Origin of the sequence: Sphingomonas sp. 28-62-11 (genome assembly GCF_002278865.1) — a bacterium.
In the GTDB taxonomy this organism is placed as follows: Bacteria; Pseudomonadota; Alphaproteobacteria; order Sphingomonadales; family Sphingomonadaceae; genus Sphingomonas.
Window position 1 is genome coordinate 90,084 of the sequence record NZ_NCGB01000002.1, and the last position, 18,991, is coordinate 109,074.

General features: G+C 62.7%; 20 protein-coding genes and 1 tRNA gene. 11 read left to right on the plus strand and 10 right to left on the minus strand.

Going from position 1 to position 18,991, the window contains the following annotated elements; all coding sequences use genetic code 11:
• Nucleotides 1-21: 21 nt before the first annotated feature.
• The 6 genes from B7Y49_RS01350 to B7Y49_RS01375 all read right to left on the minus strand — a co-directional run bounded on the left by B7Y49_RS01350 (nucleotide 22) and on the right by B7Y49_RS01375 (nucleotide 5,317).
• Nucleotides 22-360 carry a DUF423 domain-containing protein gene (locus tag B7Y49_RS01350; RefSeq protein WP_374125758.1) on the minus strand — a complete coding sequence of 113 codons (339 nt, stop codon included), beginning with the start codon at nucleotides 358-360 and terminating at the stop codon, nucleotides 22-24.
• The gene (locus tag B7Y49_RS01355) at nucleotides 357-2,111 is read right to left on the minus strand and encodes a cation:proton antiporter (RefSeq protein WP_374125759.1); all 1,755 of its coding nucleotides are present in this window, start codon (nucleotides 2,109-2,111) and stop codon (nucleotides 357-359) included. The genes B7Y49_RS01350 and B7Y49_RS01355 overlap by 4 nt, the downstream gene beginning before the upstream one ends.
• Entirely contained in the window at nucleotides 2,108-2,548 is a 441-nt protein-coding gene (locus B7Y49_RS01360; protein ID WP_374125760.1) for an iron-sulfur cluster assembly scaffold protein, read from the minus strand. The genes B7Y49_RS01355 and B7Y49_RS01360 overlap by 4 nt, the downstream gene beginning before the upstream one ends.
• Nucleotides 2,545-3,108 (minus strand): CvpA family protein, encoded by a 564-nt coding sequence (locus tag B7Y49_RS01365; RefSeq protein WP_374125761.1) that lies wholly within the window; start codon nucleotides 3,106-3,108, stop codon nucleotides 2,545-2,547. The genes B7Y49_RS01360 and B7Y49_RS01365 overlap by 4 nt, the downstream gene beginning before the upstream one ends.
• A 68-nt stretch (nucleotides 3,109-3,176) precedes the next feature.
• On the minus strand, nucleotides 3,177-4,550 hold the full coding sequence (gene radA / locus B7Y49_RS01370) for a DNA repair protein RadA (RefSeq protein ID WP_374125762.1): 1,374 nt from the start codon (nucleotides 4,548-4,550) through the stop codon (nucleotides 3,177-3,179).
• A gap of 62 nt (nucleotides 4,551-4,612) precedes the next feature.
• Nucleotides 4,613-5,317 carry a glutathione S-transferase family protein gene (locus B7Y49_RS01375; protein WP_374125763.1) on the minus strand — a complete coding sequence of 235 codons (705 nt, stop codon included), beginning with the start codon at nucleotides 5,315-5,317 and terminating at the stop codon, nucleotides 4,613-4,615.
• Between the two features lie 74 nt (nucleotides 5,318-5,391).
• Here B7Y49_RS01375 and B7Y49_RS01380 point away from each other — a divergent pair, with 74 nt between their 5' ends.
• Nucleotides 5,392-6,540, plus strand: a complete 1,149-nt coding sequence (locus B7Y49_RS01380) for a glycosyltransferase family 1 protein (RefSeq protein ID WP_374125764.1) — start codon at nucleotides 5,392-5,394, stop codon at nucleotides 6,538-6,540.
• Between the two features lie 21 nt (nucleotides 6,541-6,561).
• Here the strand turns inward: B7Y49_RS01380 and B7Y49_RS01385 are convergent, their stop codons facing one another.
• The gene (locus B7Y49_RS01385; RefSeq protein WP_374125765.1) at nucleotides 6,562-7,143 is read right to left on the minus strand and encodes a PadR family transcriptional regulator; all 582 of its coding nucleotides are present in this window, start codon (nucleotides 7,141-7,143) and stop codon (nucleotides 6,562-6,564) included.
• Between the two features lie 101 nt (nucleotides 7,144-7,244).
• Here B7Y49_RS01385 and B7Y49_RS01390 point away from each other — a divergent pair, with 101 nt between their 5' ends.
• The 10 genes from B7Y49_RS01390 (at nucleotide 7,245) to B7Y49_RS01435 (ending at nucleotide 16,192) form a co-directional block, all read left to right on the plus strand.
• Nucleotides 7,245-8,558, plus strand: coding sequence for a replication-associated recombination protein A (locus B7Y49_RS01390; protein WP_374125766.1), 1,314 nt, complete (start codon nucleotides 7,245-7,247; stop codon nucleotides 8,556-8,558).
• A complete protein-coding gene (locus tag B7Y49_RS01395) occupies nucleotides 8,542-9,906 on the plus strand; it encodes a serine hydrolase (RefSeq protein ID WP_374125767.1) in 1,365 nt (454 codons plus the stop codon). Before B7Y49_RS01390 ends, B7Y49_RS01395 begins: the two co-directional genes overlap by 17 nt.
• Nucleotides 9,903-10,259, plus strand: a complete 357-nt coding sequence (locus B7Y49_RS01400) for a hypothetical protein (RefSeq protein ID WP_374125768.1) — start codon at nucleotides 9,903-9,905, stop codon at nucleotides 10,257-10,259. The genes B7Y49_RS01395 and B7Y49_RS01400 overlap by 4 nt, the downstream gene beginning before the upstream one ends.
• Nucleotides 10,256-11,116 carry a hypothetical protein gene (locus B7Y49_RS01405; RefSeq protein WP_374125769.1) on the plus strand — a complete coding sequence of 287 codons (861 nt, stop codon included), beginning with the start codon at nucleotides 10,256-10,258 and terminating at the stop codon, nucleotides 11,114-11,116. Before B7Y49_RS01400 ends, B7Y49_RS01405 begins: the two co-directional genes overlap by 4 nt.
• Before the next feature lie 28 nt (nucleotides 11,117-11,144).
• Nucleotides 11,145-11,220, plus strand: a tRNA-Thr gene (locus tag B7Y49_RS01410).
• Between the two features lie 96 nt (nucleotides 11,221-11,316).
• Nucleotides 11,317-11,991 carry an endonuclease/exonuclease/phosphatase family protein gene (locus B7Y49_RS01415; protein WP_374125770.1) on the plus strand — a complete coding sequence of 225 codons (675 nt, stop codon included), beginning with the start codon at nucleotides 11,317-11,319 and terminating at the stop codon, nucleotides 11,989-11,991.
• On the plus strand, nucleotides 11,988-14,285 hold the full coding sequence (locus B7Y49_RS01420) for a patatin-like protein (protein ID WP_374125771.1): 2,298 nt from the start codon (nucleotides 11,988-11,990) through the stop codon (nucleotides 14,283-14,285). Before B7Y49_RS01415 ends, B7Y49_RS01420 begins: the two co-directional genes overlap by 4 nt.
• 56 nt (nucleotides 14,286-14,341) lie before the next feature.
• Complete coding sequence (locus tag B7Y49_RS01425) at nucleotides 14,342-14,677, plus strand: hypothetical protein (RefSeq protein ID WP_374125772.1); 336 nt, start codon at nucleotides 14,342-14,344, stop codon at nucleotides 14,675-14,677.
• A 10-nt stretch (nucleotides 14,678-14,687) separates the two neighbouring features.
• Nucleotides 14,688-15,362, plus strand: coding sequence for an orotidine-5'-phosphate decarboxylase (gene pyrF, locus B7Y49_RS01430; protein ID WP_374125773.1), 675 nt, complete (start codon nucleotides 14,688-14,690; stop codon nucleotides 15,360-15,362).
• A gap of 86 nt (nucleotides 15,363-15,448) precedes the next feature.
• A complete protein-coding gene (locus B7Y49_RS01435; RefSeq protein WP_374125774.1) occupies nucleotides 15,449-16,192 on the plus strand; it encodes a class I SAM-dependent methyltransferase in 744 nt (247 codons plus the stop codon).
• 6 nt (nucleotides 16,193-16,198) lie between these two features.
• On the opposite strand, the gene B7Y49_RS01440 is transcribed toward B7Y49_RS01435, so the two are convergent.
• The 3 genes from B7Y49_RS01440 to clpP all read right to left on the minus strand — a co-directional run bounded on the left by B7Y49_RS01440 (nucleotide 16,199) and on the right by clpP (nucleotide 18,848).
• Nucleotides 16,199-16,789, minus strand: a complete 591-nt coding sequence (locus tag B7Y49_RS01440; RefSeq protein ID WP_374125775.1) for a GNAT family N-acetyltransferase — start codon at nucleotides 16,787-16,789, stop codon at nucleotides 16,199-16,201.
• 26 nt (nucleotides 16,790-16,815) lie between these two features.
• On the minus strand, nucleotides 16,816-18,081 hold the full coding sequence (gene clpX, locus B7Y49_RS01445) for an ATP-dependent Clp protease ATP-binding subunit ClpX (RefSeq protein WP_374125776.1): 1,266 nt from the start codon (nucleotides 18,079-18,081) through the stop codon (nucleotides 16,816-16,818).
• A 104-nt stretch (nucleotides 18,082-18,185) separates the two neighbouring features.
• Nucleotides 18,186-18,848, minus strand: a complete 663-nt coding sequence (gene clpP / locus B7Y49_RS01450) for an ATP-dependent Clp protease proteolytic subunit (RefSeq protein WP_374125777.1) — start codon at nucleotides 18,846-18,848, stop codon at nucleotides 18,186-18,188.
• Nucleotides 18,849-18,991 lie beyond the last annotated feature (143 nt).

The following is an 18,991-nucleotide window of genomic DNA, read 5'->3' on the forward strand; positions in this document are numbered from 1 at the left end:
GACTGATCGGCAAGGGTTACGTTAGGCTGGTCTGGATGCCACGATCCAGGCCAGCCAAATCCATCCCGCAATTAGCAACACGCCCCCGATCGGGGTAATCGCCCCCAACCAGCGGGGCAAGCCGATCGCCATCAGATACAGCGTGCCCGCAAAAATCGCGCCGCCCGCAACGAACAGCCAGCCCGGGCCACGTCCACCGAGTTGCGCGGCGACCATCGCGGCAAGCGCATGGGCAAGCTGATAATGCGCCCCGGTTTTCAGCCAGTCAGCGGCGTCCCCCGATGCGCCATGCGCGCCGAATGCCCCCGCTGCGACCGCGATTGCGCCTGACAGCGCGGCAAATGCCAACAGCAAGCTCATCCTGCCTCCTCCACGGGATTCAACCGCCCCCTGATCAAGTGACTGTCGCCCGCATGCATATCGCCTGCCACAGCCTGCGCCTTCAAACGGTCAAGATCTTTCTGGCGATACGCTGCTTCGGTCCGCCCGATTTCCTCGCTGTCGACGCCGACATCGCTCAGCGCCTGCCGCGCCATCGCCACTGCCGATTCGAGCGTTTCGCGCACCGATCCTGCCATTGGCGCGTCCTTCAGCTTCACCAGACTGCGGCGATCATAAACCCGAACGAACACCGACGCTGACGGGAAGGACTCCTTCACCGCATGCAGCAATGGCGCATCGACCTGATCCTCGTCGATGCAAAACAGCAGCAGCTGCACGCTTTCGGCCCCTGCCTGACGCAGCAGATCGAGCCGCGTGCCATCTCCATAATAAACCTTTGCGCCAAAACTGCCCGCCGTCTCGATCATTTCGGGATCGCGATCGATCAGCGATACCGTGATGCCCTGGCTGATCAGCAACTGCGCCACTGTCTGCCCGAAGCGGCCATAACCGATCACCAGCGCGCTGGCGCCGTCACTCTGCGGCTCGTCGAGACCCTCGGTGCTGGTCGTCGGCTCGGCCCGGAATCGACGCGTGAACATCATCAGGAACGGCGTCGTCGCCATCGAAAGGGTCACAACCGCGCCGAACAGGCTAGCGGCCTCGGGCTCGATCAGCAGCGCATCCTTTGCCTGGGCGAACAGCACGAAGCCAAACTCTCCCCCCTGGCTGAGCAACAGCCCGAGCGCGAGGGCGGGCCGCCAGTTCATTTTGAACAGCATCCCGATGCCGGTCATGATCGCCGTCTTGGTGACGATCAGCAAAATCGCCATGCCGATCACGAATATCGGCCGTTCGGCGATTGCGTTCAGATCGAGCATCATTCCCACGCTGAGGAAGAATAGCCCAAGCAGGATCGCGCGAAACGGATCGACATCGGCTTCGAGCTCGTGCCGATACGGGCTGTCAGCCAGCATGACGCCGGCGATGAACGCCCCAAGCGCGGTGGAGAGCCCCAGCGCTTCCATGACCGCCGAACTGGCAATGACGGTGAACAGGGCCGCAAACACGAACATCTCGCGCTCGCCCAACACCCCAATTAGCCGGAACATCGGCCGCAGCAGGAACCGCCCCGACGCCACCAGCCCGACGATCGCAAGCACGGTATATACCGCCAGCAGCCACCCCGGCGGCGCATCCGCTGGCGCTGGCGCACGGGACAGCGCAGCAACGATCGTGATCATCGGGACGATCGACAGATCCTGGAACAACAGGATCGAAAAAGCGCGCTCGCCGAATGGCGTCTTCAAGCGACCGGCCGATTGCAGCATTGGCAGCACCTGCGCCGTCGATGACAGCGCGAGCGGCAGACCCACCGCAAGCGCCGCCGCGGGGGAGAAGCCTGCGATAATCCAAACAATCGCCGCGATCGCCGCCCCGCACAAGGCGACTTGCAACGCCCCCAATGCGAAGATGTCCTGCTTCATCCGCCACAAACGCGACGGGTTCAGTTCAAGACCAACCAAAAACAGCAGCAGCGTGATGCCAAGCTCGGCAATGCCCATTTTCTGCTCGGCATCCCCCACCAGACCAAGCACCTGCGGCCCGACCATGGCGCCCGCGACCAGAAAGCCCAGCGTCGCCCCGAGCCCGAGACGACGGAACAACAACACAAAAACGAGCGCGAAGCCGAGCAGGATCACACCATCGCGCAGAGTTGACCCGATCATCGCATTTCGCCCCGTGCCGCCGCCGCCATTGCCGTGGCTTCTGCTGCCGCTTCGAACGCGAGACGGATCGATGCATGGCGCGCGCTATGTGGCCGGGCGGGTTGGAAGATATCGAGCCCTGGCCAATCGGGGGCGGCCTGCCCGCCAGCCAGCCAATCGGCCAGAGCTGTGTGCGTCGTAGCGAAATCCGCCGCTGTCTTGCCGATGGCGTGCGCCGCCATCAACGAAGACGATGCCTGTCCAAGCGCACAGGCACGCACGAGCATACCGATCTCGGTCACGCGCCCCTCCGCATCGACATTGACGTCGACCGTCACCCGGCTGCCGCACACGGGCGATCGCTTCTCAACGCTTGCCATCGGCGCATCGAGCCGATCGGCAAACGGGATCGTTGCCGCCAACCGCAATATTTCCGTGTTGTAGAGCGGCGCATTCACGGGGCAGAATCGCTTTCGTTAGCAGCGCTCGCATTGCCTTCCATCGGGAACACCGCTTCGCCTTTGCGGCGTTTATCGACGAAATCGGCGATCCCCGCGCTGGTGATGTTCAGCACAGGATAGGTGCGCGATTTTGTGATCCAGGTTGGGCGCCGGTTCGGCCCGCCACCGATCGTATCGGTGACCAGGATGATCAGCAGGAAGCCCAGGCTTGCCAAAATGAGGCCCTTCAGCGCCCCGAAACCGAAACCGAGCGCACGGTCGATTGGCCCCAGGATCGAGCTGCGCGTGCGCTCGCCCAGCATATTCGCGACCAATCGTCCGCCGAAATACACAACGCCCGCTACCAGCGCGAAGGCCAGCACCGCCGCTCCTGCCGCCGTGCCGACAATCCCGGTCAGCATCGCGGTGACGGGTGCGTGAAGGAACTTCAGCGCGAAGACGATGAAGATCCAGACCATCAGCGACAGCACCTCGGTCACGAAGCCGCGCTTCAGCCCCAGCACGGCACCGCCGCCGACCAGCAGGAGCACGACAATATCGAGTGCGGTCAGTCCCATCTGCTCATCCCTCTTGCGCCCCAAAGGGTTCCCCGAAACCGGGAAATGGGGTGCCGATGGTTGAAGCGCTAGCCACGCCCGAGCATATGGTCAACGAAACTGGCGAGGCTCTTGAATCCAGAGAGCTTTAGCGGCTGTTTTTCGCCCACCAACGCGGCGGGCACCAGTGCGCGTTCGAAGCCAAGTTTGCCCGCTTCCTTCAGCCGCAATGCCCCATGCGCCACAGGCCTGATCTCGCCCGATAGCGCGACTTCGCCGAACGCGACCGAATCGATCGGCACCGGTCGTTCGCTGAGTGCCGATATGAGCGCGGCGGCCACCGCCAGGTCGGCGGCAGGGTCTTGCACACGATATCCGCCGGCGATGTTGAGGTAAACTTCACTGCTCGAAAAGCTGAGCCCGCAGCGTGCTTCGAGCACCGCGAGGATCATCGCTAGCCGTCCCGAATCCCATCCCACCACCGCGCGGCGCGGCGTTGCCCCGCTCGCCAGCCGCACCACCAGTGCCTGAATTTCGACGAGCACGGGCCGCGTGCCCTCCAGTGCGGGAAATACCGTGGTGCCAGTTACGCCCTCGTCACGCTGGGTCAGAAACAAAGCGGACGGGTTCGACACTTCAGCCAGCCCTTCTTCCACCATCGCGAACACGCCGATTTCGTCCGTTCCGCCGAACCGGTTCTTGATCGCGCGCAATATGCGGTATTGGTGGCTGCGCTCGCCTTCAAAGCTCAGTACGGTGTCCACCATGTGCTCGAGCACCCGGGGTCCGGCGATGCTACCGTCCTTGGTTACATGACCAACCAACACGACCGCAGTGCCGCGTTCCTTTGCGAAACGGATCAATTCCTGCGCCGATGCCCGCACTTGGCTCACCGTGCCCGGCGCCCCTTCGATCAGGTCGGAATGCATCGTCTGGATCGAATCGATCACGAGCAATGCCGGCGGTTTGTCCATGCCGAGCGTCGTCAGGATGTCGCGGGTCGATGTTGCCGCCGCAAGCTGCACCGGCGCATTGCCCAGCCCAAGGCGACGCGCACGCAATCGGACCTGATCGGCGGCTTCCTCGCCCGACACATAAGCGACCGAATGCCCGGCCAGCGCGAGCTTGGCAGCGGCCTGCAACAGCAATGTCGATTTGCCGATCCCCGGATCTCCGCCGATCAGCGTGGCCGATCCTTCGACGAACCCGCCACCCAGCGCCCGGTCAAGCTCGGCGATGCCAGTCGGCAGTCGCTCTGGCAGCGCAATCTCGCTGTCGAGCCCCACCAGCTGCATCGTCCGCCCGCCGGATTGCAGATTATGCTTCGCCGCAAACGGCGTCACCGCCCCGCCCGTCTCCTCGACCAGCGTATTCCACTCGCTGCAATCAGCACACTGCCCCGCCCAGCGATGCGACACCGATCCACACGACTGACAGACATAGCGTTTCTGCGGCTTGGCCATCGGGTGGGACTAGCAGAATGAGAACGAGAGGGGAACAAATAATCTCTGGGCGTATGCTCAGGTCACCCCCGCGCCGGAATCCCCAACCCGCGCTGCACCGCAGGCCTTGCGAGTGCGCGTTCCAGCCACGCGTTCACATTGGTGAAGCCGTCGAAGCCAACCAGATCAGACACCCCATAGAAATTCGGGATCGCGTTCACCCAGCCGATCATCGACACATCAGCGATCGTATAATCCTCCCCCATGAACCATTCGCGGTCGGCCAGCACGCCGTCCATCACGCCGAGTATGCGCCTTACCTCGGTGACGAAGCGGTCGCGGGGGCGTTTGTCTTCCCAGTCTTTGCCCGCGAATTTGGTGAAGAAGCCCATCTGCCCGGTCATCGGGCCAAGGCCGCCCATCTGGAACATCACCCACTGGATCGTCTGATAGCGCGCGATCGGGTCTTCGGGCAGCAAACGCCCCATTTTCTCGGCGAGATAAATCAGGATCGCGCCGCTTTCGAACAGCGCGATCGGTGCACCACCCGGCCCATCGGGATCGAGGATCGCGGGAATCTTGCCATTGGGGTTGAGCGATCGAAAGGCGTCGGACTGGCTTTCACCCGCCATGATGTCGATGAAGTGCGGCTCATAAGGCAGGCCCACTTCCTCGAGCATGATCGACACTTTCACGCCATTGGGCGTCGGCATCGCGTAAAGCTGGAGCCGATCCTTTTGTGCGGCAGGCCAGCGGGCGGTGATCGGGAAAGCGGACAGATCAGCCATGAGACAGTTCCTGTAACGGGCGGGGTTGCGCGGGAGATAGTCATGCCGAGCCGCGCGCGCTATGGCTCGCCGCGATGAAAGCGACCGATCTCCGCATTGCCCTGTTCAGCGGCAATTATAACTATGTCCGTGACGGCGCGAACCAGGCGCTGAACCGGCTGGTCGGGCATTTGCTGGCGCAAGGGTGCAAGGTCCGGGTCTATTCGCCGACCATCCCCAACCCTGCGTTTCCGCCCACCGGCGATCTGGTCGATGTACCCGCGTTCGCGATACCAACACGCAAGGAATACCGAGTCGCGCGGGGATTGCCCGTAAAGGTACGGCGCGATCTCGATGCGTTCGCACCCAACATGGTGCACGTCTCGGCCCCCGACATCCTCGGCCACCGCGCGGTCAGCTATGCGCGCGGCAAGGGCATTCCGGTGGTCGCTTCGGTGCACACCCGGTTCGAGACGTATCTGGCCTATTACGGCCTTGGTTTTCTGGAGCCGGGCGCGGTGGCGCTGTTGCGGCGTTTCTACCGGCGCTGCGACGCGATCATGCCACCCTCGCAATCGATGGCCGATCTGCTGCGCGATCAGCGAATGAATGATGATATCGGCATCTGGTCGCGCGGCATCGACCGGACGATCTTCACCCCTGCCGCACGCAGCACGATCTGGCGCCGCGAACTGGGGATCAGGGACGATCGGGTTGCGATCGGTTTCCTCGGGCGCTTGGTGCTCGAAAAGGGGCTTGATGTATTCGCCGCGGTCATCGCCGAACTCGAGCGACGCGGCGTAGCGCACCGGGTGCTCGTGGTCGGCGAAGGGCCAGCGCGCGAGTGGTTCGCCGAACGCGTGCCCGATGCAGTTTTCGCCGGGTTTCAAGCAGGCGCCGATCTGGGCCGGGCCGTCGCTTCGATGGATGTTTTGTTCAATCCCAGCGTCACCGAGACCTTCGGCAACGTGACGCTGGAGGCAATGGCCTGCGCCGTCCCCGTGGTCGCGGCCATCGCTACCGGCAGCTCAAGCCTGGTCGAACACGGCGTTACCGGCAGGCTCGTCGAACCGACTGACATCGCCGGCTATGCCGATGCGCTCCAGGCCTATGCCGAGGACCGGGACCTCGCCGATAATGATGGGCTGGCGGGCGAAGCGCGCAGTGCCGCCTATGGCTGGGACGCGATCAACCAGAAGGTGCTCGACAAATATCTCGAGGTGATGGCGCGGCGGGCGGGATAACCCGCACCGCCACGCGCTTGATCAATCCAGCCGCTCGATCTTCTGCGCCGTTTCGTCGATCAACGCGACGATCTGGTGCAGGGTCGCGTTGTCGACATCTCCCCGGCTGAACCGGTGCATCAGCACGGAGCGGAGGTTCCCCATGGCGCGCCTTACAGACGCGCTGTCGGTCCGCTGGCGTTCTTCGCCCAATTCAGCCAGCCGCGCGAAAAGGGCAGCGACCTCCTCGGCCCGCTCAACCAAATGAGCCGTCCCCGCCTCCGTCACCGCGAATTGCTTCTTGGCGCCTTCTGCCTTTTGCTCCTCGATCAGCCCCATATCGTCCAGCAACGTGATCGTAGGGTAAACGACGCCCGGGCTCGGCGCATAGGCCCCGCCAGTCAGCTCCTCGATCTCGCGGATCAGGTCGTAGCCGTGACGAGGCTGATCGGCGATCAGCTTGAGCAGCACGAGCCGCAGCTCGCTGCCGTCGAACATCCGGCCTCGCCGACCGCGACCCCGCCCAGCCATGTCGGCAGCGTCGACTTCCCAGGTGACCGCAAATGGCCCCCAACGGCGTGATCCGCGCGGACCGCAATGGCGGTTTCCGTAAGCATGAAACATTCTATTATCCTCTTGAGTGTCTATGATGGGTTGAAGATATATCTTGAGCGTCACGATACAAGAGGTGCTGCAATAAAATTCAACGCGCTTATCTTGGGCGCATGGCCGACCTGTTTCCCCCCACCGATCAACCCGCCCCCGCCACACCAACCAGTGCACCGCTGGCGGACCGACTGCGCCCGGCAAAGCTTGCCGAAGTGGTGGGGCAGGATCACCTCACCGGCCCTGAGGGCGCGATCGGGCGGATGGTCGCAGCAGGCCGACTCTCTTCGATCATCCTCTGGGGACCGCCCGGCACCGGCAAAACGACGATTGCGCGTTTGCTCGCCGAAGCCGTCGACCTGCGTTTCGCGGTCATCTCGGCGGTGTTTTCGGGCGTGGCAGACCTGAAGAAAATCTTTGCCGAGGCGCGCGATCACGCTCGGATCGGCAAGCGCACCTTGTTGTTCGTGGATGAAATCCACCGATTCAACCGCGCCCAGCAGGATGGTTTCCTGCCCTATGTCGAGGACGGCACCGTCATTCTGGTCGGCGCGACGACGGAGAACCCGTCATTCGAGCTCAACGCCGCCTTGCTCAGCCGCGCGCAGGTGCTGGTGCTCAATCGGCTGGACGAGGCGGCCCTTGGACAGCTTCTCGATCGCGCTGCAGCGCTCGAGCAACGCTTGCTGCCGTTGACGCCTGACGCCCGGACAGCGCTGATCGCGGGGGCGGATGGCGACGGGCGGTTTCTGCTCAATCAGGCTGAGACGTTGTTCGCCGTCGATTTGCCCGAACCGCTCGATCCCGCCGCCCTGTCAGCGTTCCTCCAGCGACGCATGCCGGTGTATGACAAGGATCGCGAGGGGCATTACAACCTCATTTCGGCGCTCCACAAATCGATGCGCGGTTCCGATGCGCAAGCAGCGCTTTATTATCTCGCCCGGATGCTGACGGCGGGCGAAGAGCCGCTCTACGTGCTCCGCCGGATCACCCGGTTTGCGAGCGAGGATATCGGCCTTGCTGATCCGCAGGCGCTGGTTCAGTGCCTCGCTGCCAAGGATGCCTATGATTTCCTCGGCTCGCCCGAGGGGGAGCTCGCTATCGCGCAGGCATGCCTCTATTGCGCAACGGCACCGAAATCGAATGCCACGTACAAGGCGCAAAAGGCAGCTTGGAAATCGGCCCGCGACACCGGGTCGCTGATGCCACCGCAGAATATCCTGAATGCGCCGACCAGGCTGATGAAGGATATCGGCTATGGCAAGGGCTACGCTTATGATCACGATGTCGATACGGGGTTTTCGGGGGCGAATTACTGGCCGGCGGAGATGGGGGCGCAGATTTTCTACCGGCCAACCGATCGCGGTTTTGAAAAGCGTATCGCCGAACGCATCGCCTATTGGGAGGGGTTGAAACATGCGGCTGACGACTAACGTTCTGGGCATCGCACTGGCGGTAATGGCGCTCCCGGCGAGCGCGCAGGTGGCACGCCAACCATCGGCCTATGACCTGGCGCTGGCCGCCGGGTACAAGGCGACGATCACCTGTGGGGCGGTCTTCGTCGCGGGACGGAACGAGGCGCAGATCGCAGCCGACGAGCTCGCCGGTATCTATCCCGAATATGCTGCGATCGTCCCCACCCTTACCGCCACGATCGACCAGCGCAGCCGTGCCGTGTCGGTGCCCTTCGCCGCTGATCTGCCGCCCCGCATCGCGATCTGGTCGGCGCGGACCGGGTGCACCACCCTGCCGATCGGCACCCCGGTTCAGGCCGTGCCGGCGCCCGCCAGCGGCACCCCCGGTCCGGCTGGCCCTGCCCCAGGCATGTGGCCGCGCGGCGATGCCCTGCCCAACACGGCGCTCCTGCCGCTCGAGCCCGTTGCGCGCGCTTTTGATCCAATGGCCTATGGCAGGGGAACGAAGACGACCGGCGTGGTTGTGGTCAAGGCCAATCAGATTATCGCCGAACAATATGCCCCCGGCTTCGGTCCCTTCACGGCGCAACGCACCTGGTCAGTCGCCAAGAGTATGACGGGGACGCTGGCCGGCATGGCGGTGTTGGCGGGCGCGGTGAGGGTCGATCAGCCGGTCGCCATTGCGGCCTGGGCCGATCCGCGCGATCCGCGCCGCACGATCACGCTCGACAATCTGTTGCGGATGGCCAGCGGCTTGCACAGCGACACGGCGGGCAACCGCACCGATGCGATCTATTTTGGTGGCACCGGCGTGCAGGAAAATGTCGCGCAATGGCCGCTCGAGGCCAAGCCCGGCACGCGCTTCCGTTATGCCAATAACGATATCCTGCTGGCAACGCTTTCGATCCGCACAGGCCTTGGCGAGGCGCGCTACAAGTTTTTCCCGCACACCGCCCTCTTTGCCAAGCTCGGGATGCGCCACAGCTTTGCCGAGGCCGATCTGCGCGGTGATTACATCCTGTCGAGCCGGGTTTGGACGACGGCGCGGGATCTGGCGCGCTTTGGTCAGTTTTACCTGAACGACGGCGTCTGGAACGGTGAACGACTGCTGCCCACCGGCTGGGTGAAATATGTTACCACCCCCAGCGGCCCGCAGCCGCCCGGCGACTTCGGCTATGGCGCAACCTTCTGGCTGATGAACAAGTCCCCCGGGGTTCCTGCCGATACCTATTCGGCAAACGGCAATCGCGGGCAGTTCGTGGTGATCGTCCCCAGTCGCGGCATCGTGATCGTCCGGCGCGGCGAAGATCCGGGGAGTTTCGACATCGCCAAATTCACGGCCGATGTGCTGTCGGCCGTGCAATGACGACGCCGATTGGCGATTGGGACGCGCTGGTCGCCTATGCGCTCTCGCTCCCCGGTACACATGTTGCACCCTATTACGGCAAGCCGGCGGTAAAGGTGATCGCCAATGAACGCGCCTTTCTTTCGCCCAGCCGCGAGGACGGATCGTTCGTGCTGCAGATCGACGAAGATACCAAGGCACTGCTGATCGAAACCGATCCCGATACCTATTGGGAAACACCGCATTATCAAGGCTGGCCCGCGCTGCTCGTCCGCTACGACAGCACTGACCCAGACAGGGTAAGGGCCATGATCGAGCGCGCCCGCGATCAGGCAGCGGCGCGACCTATGGCCCGTCCGCGCAAGAAAAAGTGAGGTCGTTCGATCGATTTGCGGCCATCGACTGGTCAGGCGCCAAGGGCAGCCGCCATCGGGGTATTACACTCGCCATGTGCGAGGCCGGTGATGCCGCGCCCCGGCTGATCGAGCCACCCAACGGCGTCTGGTCGCGGACGGCAATCCTCAATTGGCTGCGGACACAGGCCGGCGAACGCCTGCTGGTCGGTTTCGATTTCAGCTTTGCGCCGCCGTTCATCGAACGCCGCGCCTATTTGCCCGGTGAGCCGACCCCCGACACTGCCCGCCCCTTCTGGGCCTATGTCGATGCGGCATGCGACGATGATGATCTTGGCGCAGCATCATTCCTGCACAGCCGCCGCGGTCGGCATTTCTACCTTGGTGCCGCCGACGGCCCCAAGGCGGATTTCATGCATTTTCGCCGGTGCGAGGCGCACTTCAACGCGAGCGGCGGCGGCAAACCTTCGACGGTATATGATGCGATCGGCGCAGCACAGGTCGCCAAGGCGAGTTTTGCGGGCATGCGCCTGCTGCATCAGCTAGGGCGGGACGTGCCGGTTTGGCCGATCGATCCGGTACCGCCCGCCGGCGCGCTGGTGGTGGAAATTTACACGACCATTGCCGCGCGGGCAGCCGGTTTGCGCAAGGGGATCAGCAAAATGCGCGGCCCCGCGGCTCTTGACGCGGCACTTACGCACCCCGCGATCGGCAGCCGCCCACATGATCGGCTCGATCGCTATGACGATCACGCTACCGATGCGATCCTGACCGCCGCGTGGCTGCGCGCGCGCGCGAATGACATCGCCCTCTGGAACCCGACACCGCTGAAACCCGAAATTGCCCGTACCGAGGGCTGGACCTTCGGCGTCGTCTGACGCATGAGGCGTGTCGATCAGTCGAAATGCCGGTTTAGCTCAGCTGGTAGAGCAGCGGTTTTGTAAACCGAAGGTCGCGGGTTCGATTCCTGCAACCGGCACCACCCCCACCGCAAAAATACCGACGCGCACGCTATCCGCTTGGCAGGCGGAGCCCCGCGCTTGATAGTGCGGCGATGATAACGGTTGCCAGTTACAATATGCACAAAGGCATCGGCACCGATCGCCAAGCCATGCCCGAGCGCATTTTGCAGGTGCTTGCCGGAATCGATGCCGACATCGTGACACTCCAGGAGGCCGATCAGCGGTTCGGCAAACGCGCTGCGGTGCTTTCTAGAACGCTGCTCGACCGGTTCGGCTGGGCACCCGTTACCTTCGGTGCGCGGCCGGCAAGCATGGGTTGGCATGGCAACCTAATGTTGCTGCGCAAGGACATGACTGTGGTCGATCAGACCGCCATTCCCCTCCCCTCGCTCGAACCGCGCGGCGCGATCATGGCCGATGTGCGGACGCGGCACGGCCAGCAGTTGCGGATCGTTGGCATGCATCTTGACCTTTCCGGCCTGCGCCGAACGCGCCAGGCCCAGGCGATCATCGCCCAGATCACCTCCCGCCCGCAGCCATTGCCCACGATCCTGATGGGCGACCTCAATGAATGGAGCGCCACGACAGGCTGCCTCCACGAGTTCGCCCGCCATTACCGAATTGCAGAGACGGGCCCTAGCTTCCACGCGCGCCGGCCTGTGGCGCGGCTCGACCGGATCATGGTATCACGCGACCTGAAAATCGCGGCCTGTGGTGTCGAAACAGGGAAACTGGCGAAGGTGGCGTCCGATCACCTGCCGATCTGGGCGCGGATAGAGGGGGTGCGATGATTCGCGAGAAAGAGCTGCGGCTGGCGCTGGTCTGTTACGGCGGGATCAGTCTGGCCGTGTACATGCATGGCATCTCAAAGGAAATCTGGCGGCTCGCCCGCGCCAGCTGCGCGTTTCTCGAGGGTCGGGTCCCTGCCAGCGGCAGCCAGGGCGTGTACCGCGCGTTGCTGCAGGAAATTGAACAGGATCACGGGCTGCGGGTGCGCGTGCTGGTCGATATCATCGCCGGCGCCAGCGCTGGCGGAATCAACGGCGTTTTCCTGGGCCAGGCGATCTCGACCGGCCAGTCGCTCGAACCGCTGACCGATTTGTGGCTCGACAGCGCCGATATCGAGGCGCTGATCGATCCGACGCAGGGGCCCAAACATGGCATGTCAAAAATCTGGGCGCTACCGATCGCCTGGATGGCGCAGCGCCGGTCCGGCGACCGGATCGATGCTCTCGTCGAAGCCGGTGCGCGTAACGAAGTGCGGACGAAACTCTCCAAATTTGTCCGTTCGCGCTGGTTCGAGCCGCCCTTTGGCGGCGAGCGCTTCAGCCACCTCGTGCTCGATGCGTTTGACGCAATGGCAGCGGCGCCCAAGGGACCACGTTTGTTGCCCAAGGATCAACCGCTCGACCTGTTCGTCACCGTCACCGATTTCGCCGGCCATCCCGAACGACTGGCGCTGAATTCGCCGGCAGAGGTGATCGAGACTGAGCATCGGCTGATCTTCTCGTTCACGGATCACGGCAACCCGACCGACAGTCTGGCGCATCCGGGTGAATTGACGTTTGCGGCGCGTGCCACATCGAGTTTTCCGGGGGCGTTTCCACCCTGCACCGTCGGCGAGATCGACAAGGTACTGTCAGCGCGGGATGTCGCCTGGCCCGAGCGCCAGGCCTTTTTGAAACGCAATCTGCCGCGCCATTTCGCCGCCAACAGCGCCGAGCAGGCCGTGCTGATTGACGGATCGGTGCTCGCCAACGCGCCTTTCCGCCCCGCCATCGAAGCATTGCGCGAACGCCCGGCACGACGACAGGTTGATCGGCGCTTTGTTTATATCGATCCTTATCCGGGCGGAAAGCTGGACTTCGGTGGTCGCAAGGGCGGCGTGCCGGGCTTTTTCCAGACGATCATCGGCGCGGTTTCCGAGCTTCCCCGCCAACAGCCGATCCGCGACAATCTGGAAGCGATCGCCGATCGGTCACATCGCATTGAACGCATGGCGGAAATCATTGCCGGTATCCGTCCGGAGGTCGACAAGCAGGTCGAAGGATTGTTCGGCTATACGCTTTTCCTCGATCGGCCAACCGTGGCGCGGTTGGGGGCGTGGCGACGTCGTGCCCAGATCGCCGCAGCGAGCAAAGCGGGTTATGGCTATGCAGCTTACGGCCATCTCAAGCTCGCCGGTGTTATCGAATATATCGCCCAATTGCTTCACAGTGTCGGTGGCGAACAGGGGAATGATCGGCTCGATCAGATCCGCCGCCACATCGCCGCGACGGTGAAGGCGCAGGGTATGAATGACATGGGCCCCACCTTCGCAGGCGGGACCAACGCAGCGACGATTGCATTCCTGCGTTCCTATGATCTCGGATTCCGCATTCGACGGCTACGGATGATGGCGCGGCGCCTGAGCGACGTCGAAAGCGGGTTCGACGAAGATCAGCTCGCTCCGCTTCGCGAGGCGGTCTATGCATCGCTTGCCGATTATCTCGAGTGCAAGCGCACCGAGACACATCTGGCGCTCCAGCGCGATGTCCGCGCCCTGCGCAGTGATGCAGCCCCTCTCCTCGCCCGCCTCGCCGACTCGCTCAACCTCAAGCCGCTTGATGACGAAACCGAGGTTCGGTTGTCGGCGGCGCTGGCGCAATCATCGCGCGAAGTCCGGCGGCCGATGCTGCTCGCCTATCTCGGCTTTCCCTATTTCGATGTTGCCACGCTCCCCTTGCTGCAGGGCGAAGGCATGGATGAGTTCGATGCGATCAAGGTCGATCGGATCGCGCCGGATGATGCCACCTCAATTCGGGCCGGGGGCGCAGAGGCAACGCTGAAAGGCATTCAGTTCAACAGCTTCGGTGCCTTTTTCAGCCGGGCTTATCGTGAAAATGATTATCTCTGGGGTCGCCTTCACGGGGCCGAACGTCTGATCGATATCGTCATCTCCACCCTGCCCCCATCGATGCGGATGAAGCCGGGGCGGGTTGCCACGATCAAGCGAGACGCGTTCCTTGCGATTCTCGACGAAGAGGAGCCCAAGCTGACTCAAATCGGTGCGCTGATCGCATCGTTACGCACCGAAATTGGCTAGGCTGGCAAAAGTGCCGCCTTGGTCCTAAACCCTATGCAGGTGGCATGGAGCATCCAATGCAGTTTCTGAAAACGCTCTTCTGGTTCCTGCTCGCAGTGATGGTCGCGGTCTTCTCGATCGGGAACTGGACGACGGTGCCGATCAGGCTCTGGGCGGGGCTGATTGCCGAGGTAAACCTGCCGCTATTGCTGGTCCTGACCTTTCTTGCCGGGTTGTTTCCGGTGCTGCTCTATCATCATGCGGTGAAGTGGCGGATGAGCCAGAAGCTGTCGGCCGCCGAGCGCGCCCTGGCTGATCTGCGTGCTGCGGCGGCAGCGACACCTTCCGCATCGACGCCAGCGCCCGATACGCCCGCCCTGCCCCCTGCCGCTATCCCGCCAGCCATGACGTGAGTGTAGCCCGATGAGGACCAAAATCTATGTCGCGCTCGACACGCCTGATCTCGATCGCGCGCGCGCTTTGGCAACAAAGGTCCGCCACCATGTTGGCGGGATCAAGCTGGGTCTCGAGTTTTTCGTCGCCAATGGTCGCGCAGGCGTACGGGAGATGGCAGAATTCGGCCTGCCGATCTTTCTCGATCTGAAGCTCCACGACATCCCGAACACCGTTGCCAAGGCCGTGCAGGCACTAGCCGGACTCGAACCCGCAATCCTGACGGTCCACGCCGCCGGTGGCCGGGCGATGCTCGAAGACGCCAAGGCCGCTGCCCCCACCGGCACCAAAGTCGTCGCCGTCACGACGCTGACGAGCCTGGACAACGAAGACCTGGTGTCGATCGGGGTTGGCGGGACGCCGCATGATCAGGTGATGCGGTTAACCGAGCTGGCAATGACGGCCGGCGTCGATGGCATCGTCTGTTCCGGCGCTGAAGTGGCTGCGGTGCACCGGTTGTGGCCGCGCGGGTTTCTGGTCGTGCCCGGCGTCCGCCCGGCAGATGACGTGGCCGGTGATCAAAAGCGGGTCGTCACGCCGCGTGCCGCGCTTGATGCTGGGGCATCGATCCTCGTCATCGGTCGACCGATCACGGCGGCGAGCGACCCCGATCTCGCAGCCCGCGCCATCGAAGCGACGCTTTGACGGGGCCGCTGTCGGCGGGATTAAGGCAAATGCAACCACCATTGCAGTAACAGGCCTATTCTTGTTCTGCCGCGATGAGTTGATCAATGTCGATGAGGCCAGCGCCGTTTCCGTCCCGCTTCGCACGGCTGAAGCAAGGTGTGGTTGGGCGATCCCCCACCCAGCTTGCGGCCGCTGGCTTCAAGACCATCGCCACCTTCATCAAAAACGCGACGCCAGCAGCGCGCGCAGCGGCTCGGGCGGATGCTGCATTCGATCGGCAATGGGGCACGGACACCAGCCGCCAGATCGGCATGAACGCACTCGATTTCCCAACCGAGCTGAAAAAAGGAAGCTTTCACTATCAGGCAAGCGGCGCACATATCCTGGATGAGGTGATCGGCATCGCCGGTATCGATCCTGCAGAGTACAGCTTCATTGATTATGGCTGCGGCAAGGGCCGCGTTGTTCTGCTCGCCGCGGCCAAGCCGTTCGCGCGGGCGATTGGTGTCGAATATTCGGGCTTGCTGACGGCGATCGCGCGCACCAACAGCATCATCTTTACCGAACGTGGCGGCGCCAAAGTGCCCCCCGAGTTCTGGCAGGGCAATGCAGCCGATTATGTGCCGCCTGCGGGGCCGCTGTTTTGCTATCTTTACAACTCGTTCGGCGCGGAAATTCTTACCGGGTGCCTCGAACGTCTCGAAGTCGCCAAGTCGCGTGATCGCGCCCGCCCCGTCCTGCTCGCCTACGTCAATCCACAATTCGGCGATCTGGTCGCTGCACGGCCGGCCTGGCGGGAAAGCGCCAGCGGCGGAGACATTCGCGTGTTCGAGTGCACGTCACCCTGACGACACTTAGGCGGGCCGCATCATTGACCAAAAACGTGGTCCGCCCTTGGGCACCGTCCACTCGTCAATCACGGCAAAACCCATCGCCTGATAAAAGCTGATATTCTTTTCCAGCGGCGTTTCGAGATAGGCAGGGAAACGGCCATCGACCGCCCGTTCCAGGCCAGCCCGCACCACCGCACCGCCAATGCCCTTGCCCTGATGGATGGGATCGCAACCGGCAATGTGCAGATACCAATAGTCGCCCGCGGGCATGTGTGCATCTATCGCATCGCCCACGGCCATACCGCGCCCGATGGCCGATCCGAAACACCCCAGCATCGGCACCAGATAGCGCAATGTCTCAAACAGGCTGGTGTGTACCTGGCCCGGCGCGCGCCAGAAAGTCGCTGCCTCGCCACGATCGGTTACGAGTCGCATGCCCTTGTCAGCATCCGAATCGAATAAAAGCGCAAAAAGCTTTGGAAGTCGCTTGGATCGCAGCACCGGATCAGGGAAAATCCAACCAATCGCCGGATCATCGAAAAACGCCCGCGACAGCATCGCGGCAATCATCCGGCGCTGATCGTTCCGGGCGAGGTGGACGGCCGGCAGCATCTACGCGGTTACCGACCGCCAATCGATCACGCTGCGTCGCCGGCCTTTTCCTTCTTGGTATAGACGCGAATCGGTTCCTTGCGGCCCTCGATGACGTCCTTATCGATCATCACCTCATCAACGCCGTCCATGCCGGGCAGATCGAACATCGTATCGAGCAAGATGCCTTCCAGAATCGAACGAAGTCCGCGCGCACCGGTCTTGCGATCAATCGCCTTTTTGGCGACCGTCACCAGCGCATCGTCGGTAAAATCGAGCTGGACCGATTCCATATCGAACAGCTTTTGATACTGCTTCACCAGCGCATTCTTGGGCTCGGTCAGGATCGTGACGAGCGCAGGCACGTCGAGATCTTCCAGTGTCGCAATCACCGGCAGGCGGCCGACAAATTCAGGGATCAGGCCGAATTTGAGGAGATCCTCGGGCTCGACCGACTTGAGTACCTCGCCCGTGCGCCGTTCTTCCGACGCAGCAACATAGGCACCGAAACCGATCGACTTGCCCTGCAGGCGATCGCCAATGATCTTTTCGAGGCCCGAAAAAGCGCCGCCGCAGATGAACAGAATGTTCGTCGTGTCGACCTGCAAGAACTCCTGCTGCGGATGCTTGCGCCCGCCCTGTGGCGGCACGCTCGCGGTGGTGCCTTCCATCAGCTTGAGCAGCGCCTGCTGCACGCCTTCGCCGCTTACATCGCGCGTGATCGACGGGTTTTCGGCCTTGCGGCTGATCTTGTCGATCTCGTCGATATAGACGATGCCACGCTGCGCGCGTTCGACGTTGTAGTCAGACGCCTGAAGCAGCTTCAGGATGATGTTCTCAACATCCTCACCGACATAACCCGCTTCGGTCAGCGTGGTCGCATCAGCCATGGTGAAGGGCACGTCGAGAATGCGCGCCAATGTCTGCGCCAGCAACGTCTTGCCGCAGCCGGTTGGGCCGACGAGCAGGATGTTCGACTTAGCCAGTTCGACATCGGCGCCCTTCTGGCCATGGTTCAGGCGCTTGTAATGGTTGTGCACCGCCACGGAGAGCACACGCTTGGCGCGCTTCTGGCCGATGACATAATCGTCGAGCACATCGCAGATCGCCTGGGGCGTCGGCACGCCGCCATCTTTCTTGCTGACCAATGCTGATTTGGTCTCTTCACGGATGATGTCGTTGCAGAGTTCCACGCATTCATCGCAGATGAACACCGTGGGGCCGGCGATCAGCTTGCGTACCTCATGCTGCGATTTACCGCAGAACGAGCAATAGAGCGTACTCTTCGAATCGCCGCCGCTGAGCTTCGTCATTCAATCCATCCTTCGCGCAATACGCGCGCGTTCGAGGGGCGATCATACTAGACCGCCCCGCTTCAATCGTACAATCACCAAAATCGCGTTACGATCTGGGCAGGTCAGGCGGCTACCGTCGATGCATCTTCGGTTGGCATTGGCCGCTTTTCAATCACTTCGTCGATCAGGCCGAAGGTCTTGGCCTCATCAGCGCTCAAAAACTTGTCGCGGTCCATGGCCAGTTCGATCGCGTCGAGCGGCTGACCGGTGTATTTCGCGTATAGCTGGTTCAGATTGTGCCGAATACGCAGGATCTCGCGCGCCTGAATCTCGATATCGGTCGCCATGCCCTGCGCACCGCCAGAAGGCTGGTGTATCATGATCCGCGCATTGGTGAGCGCCACGCGCATGCCGGGTTCGCCAGCCGAGAGCAGAAAGCTGCCCATCGATGCTGCCTGACCGATGCAGAACGTGCCGACACGGGGACGAATATATTGCATCGTATCATGAATCGCCATGCCCGCCGTGACGACACCGCCCGGCGAGTTGATGTACATATAAATGTCCTTCTTCGGATTTTCCGACTCGAGGAACAGCAGCTGGGCAGTGATGACCGACGCCATGTGATCCTCGACCTGGCCGGTCACGAAGATGATGCGTTCACGCAAAAGCCGCGAATAAATGTCGAAGCTGCGTTCGCCGCGATTTGATTGTTCAATGACGATGGGGACCAGGCCGCCAGTCTCGGGGTTGGTGAAGGTGCCGGTTTCGAATGGATTATGCATGGGGGTCTCGCTGGTCCTTGTGCGCGCTGAAATGCCTACATCGGCCTTGAGGAAAGCGAGTTCAAGCCCTCTTCCCCCATGGCAGCCCCGGCGCCGTGAACGACAGATAGGCCAACCGCCGCACTTCGCGCCGCCCACGGACC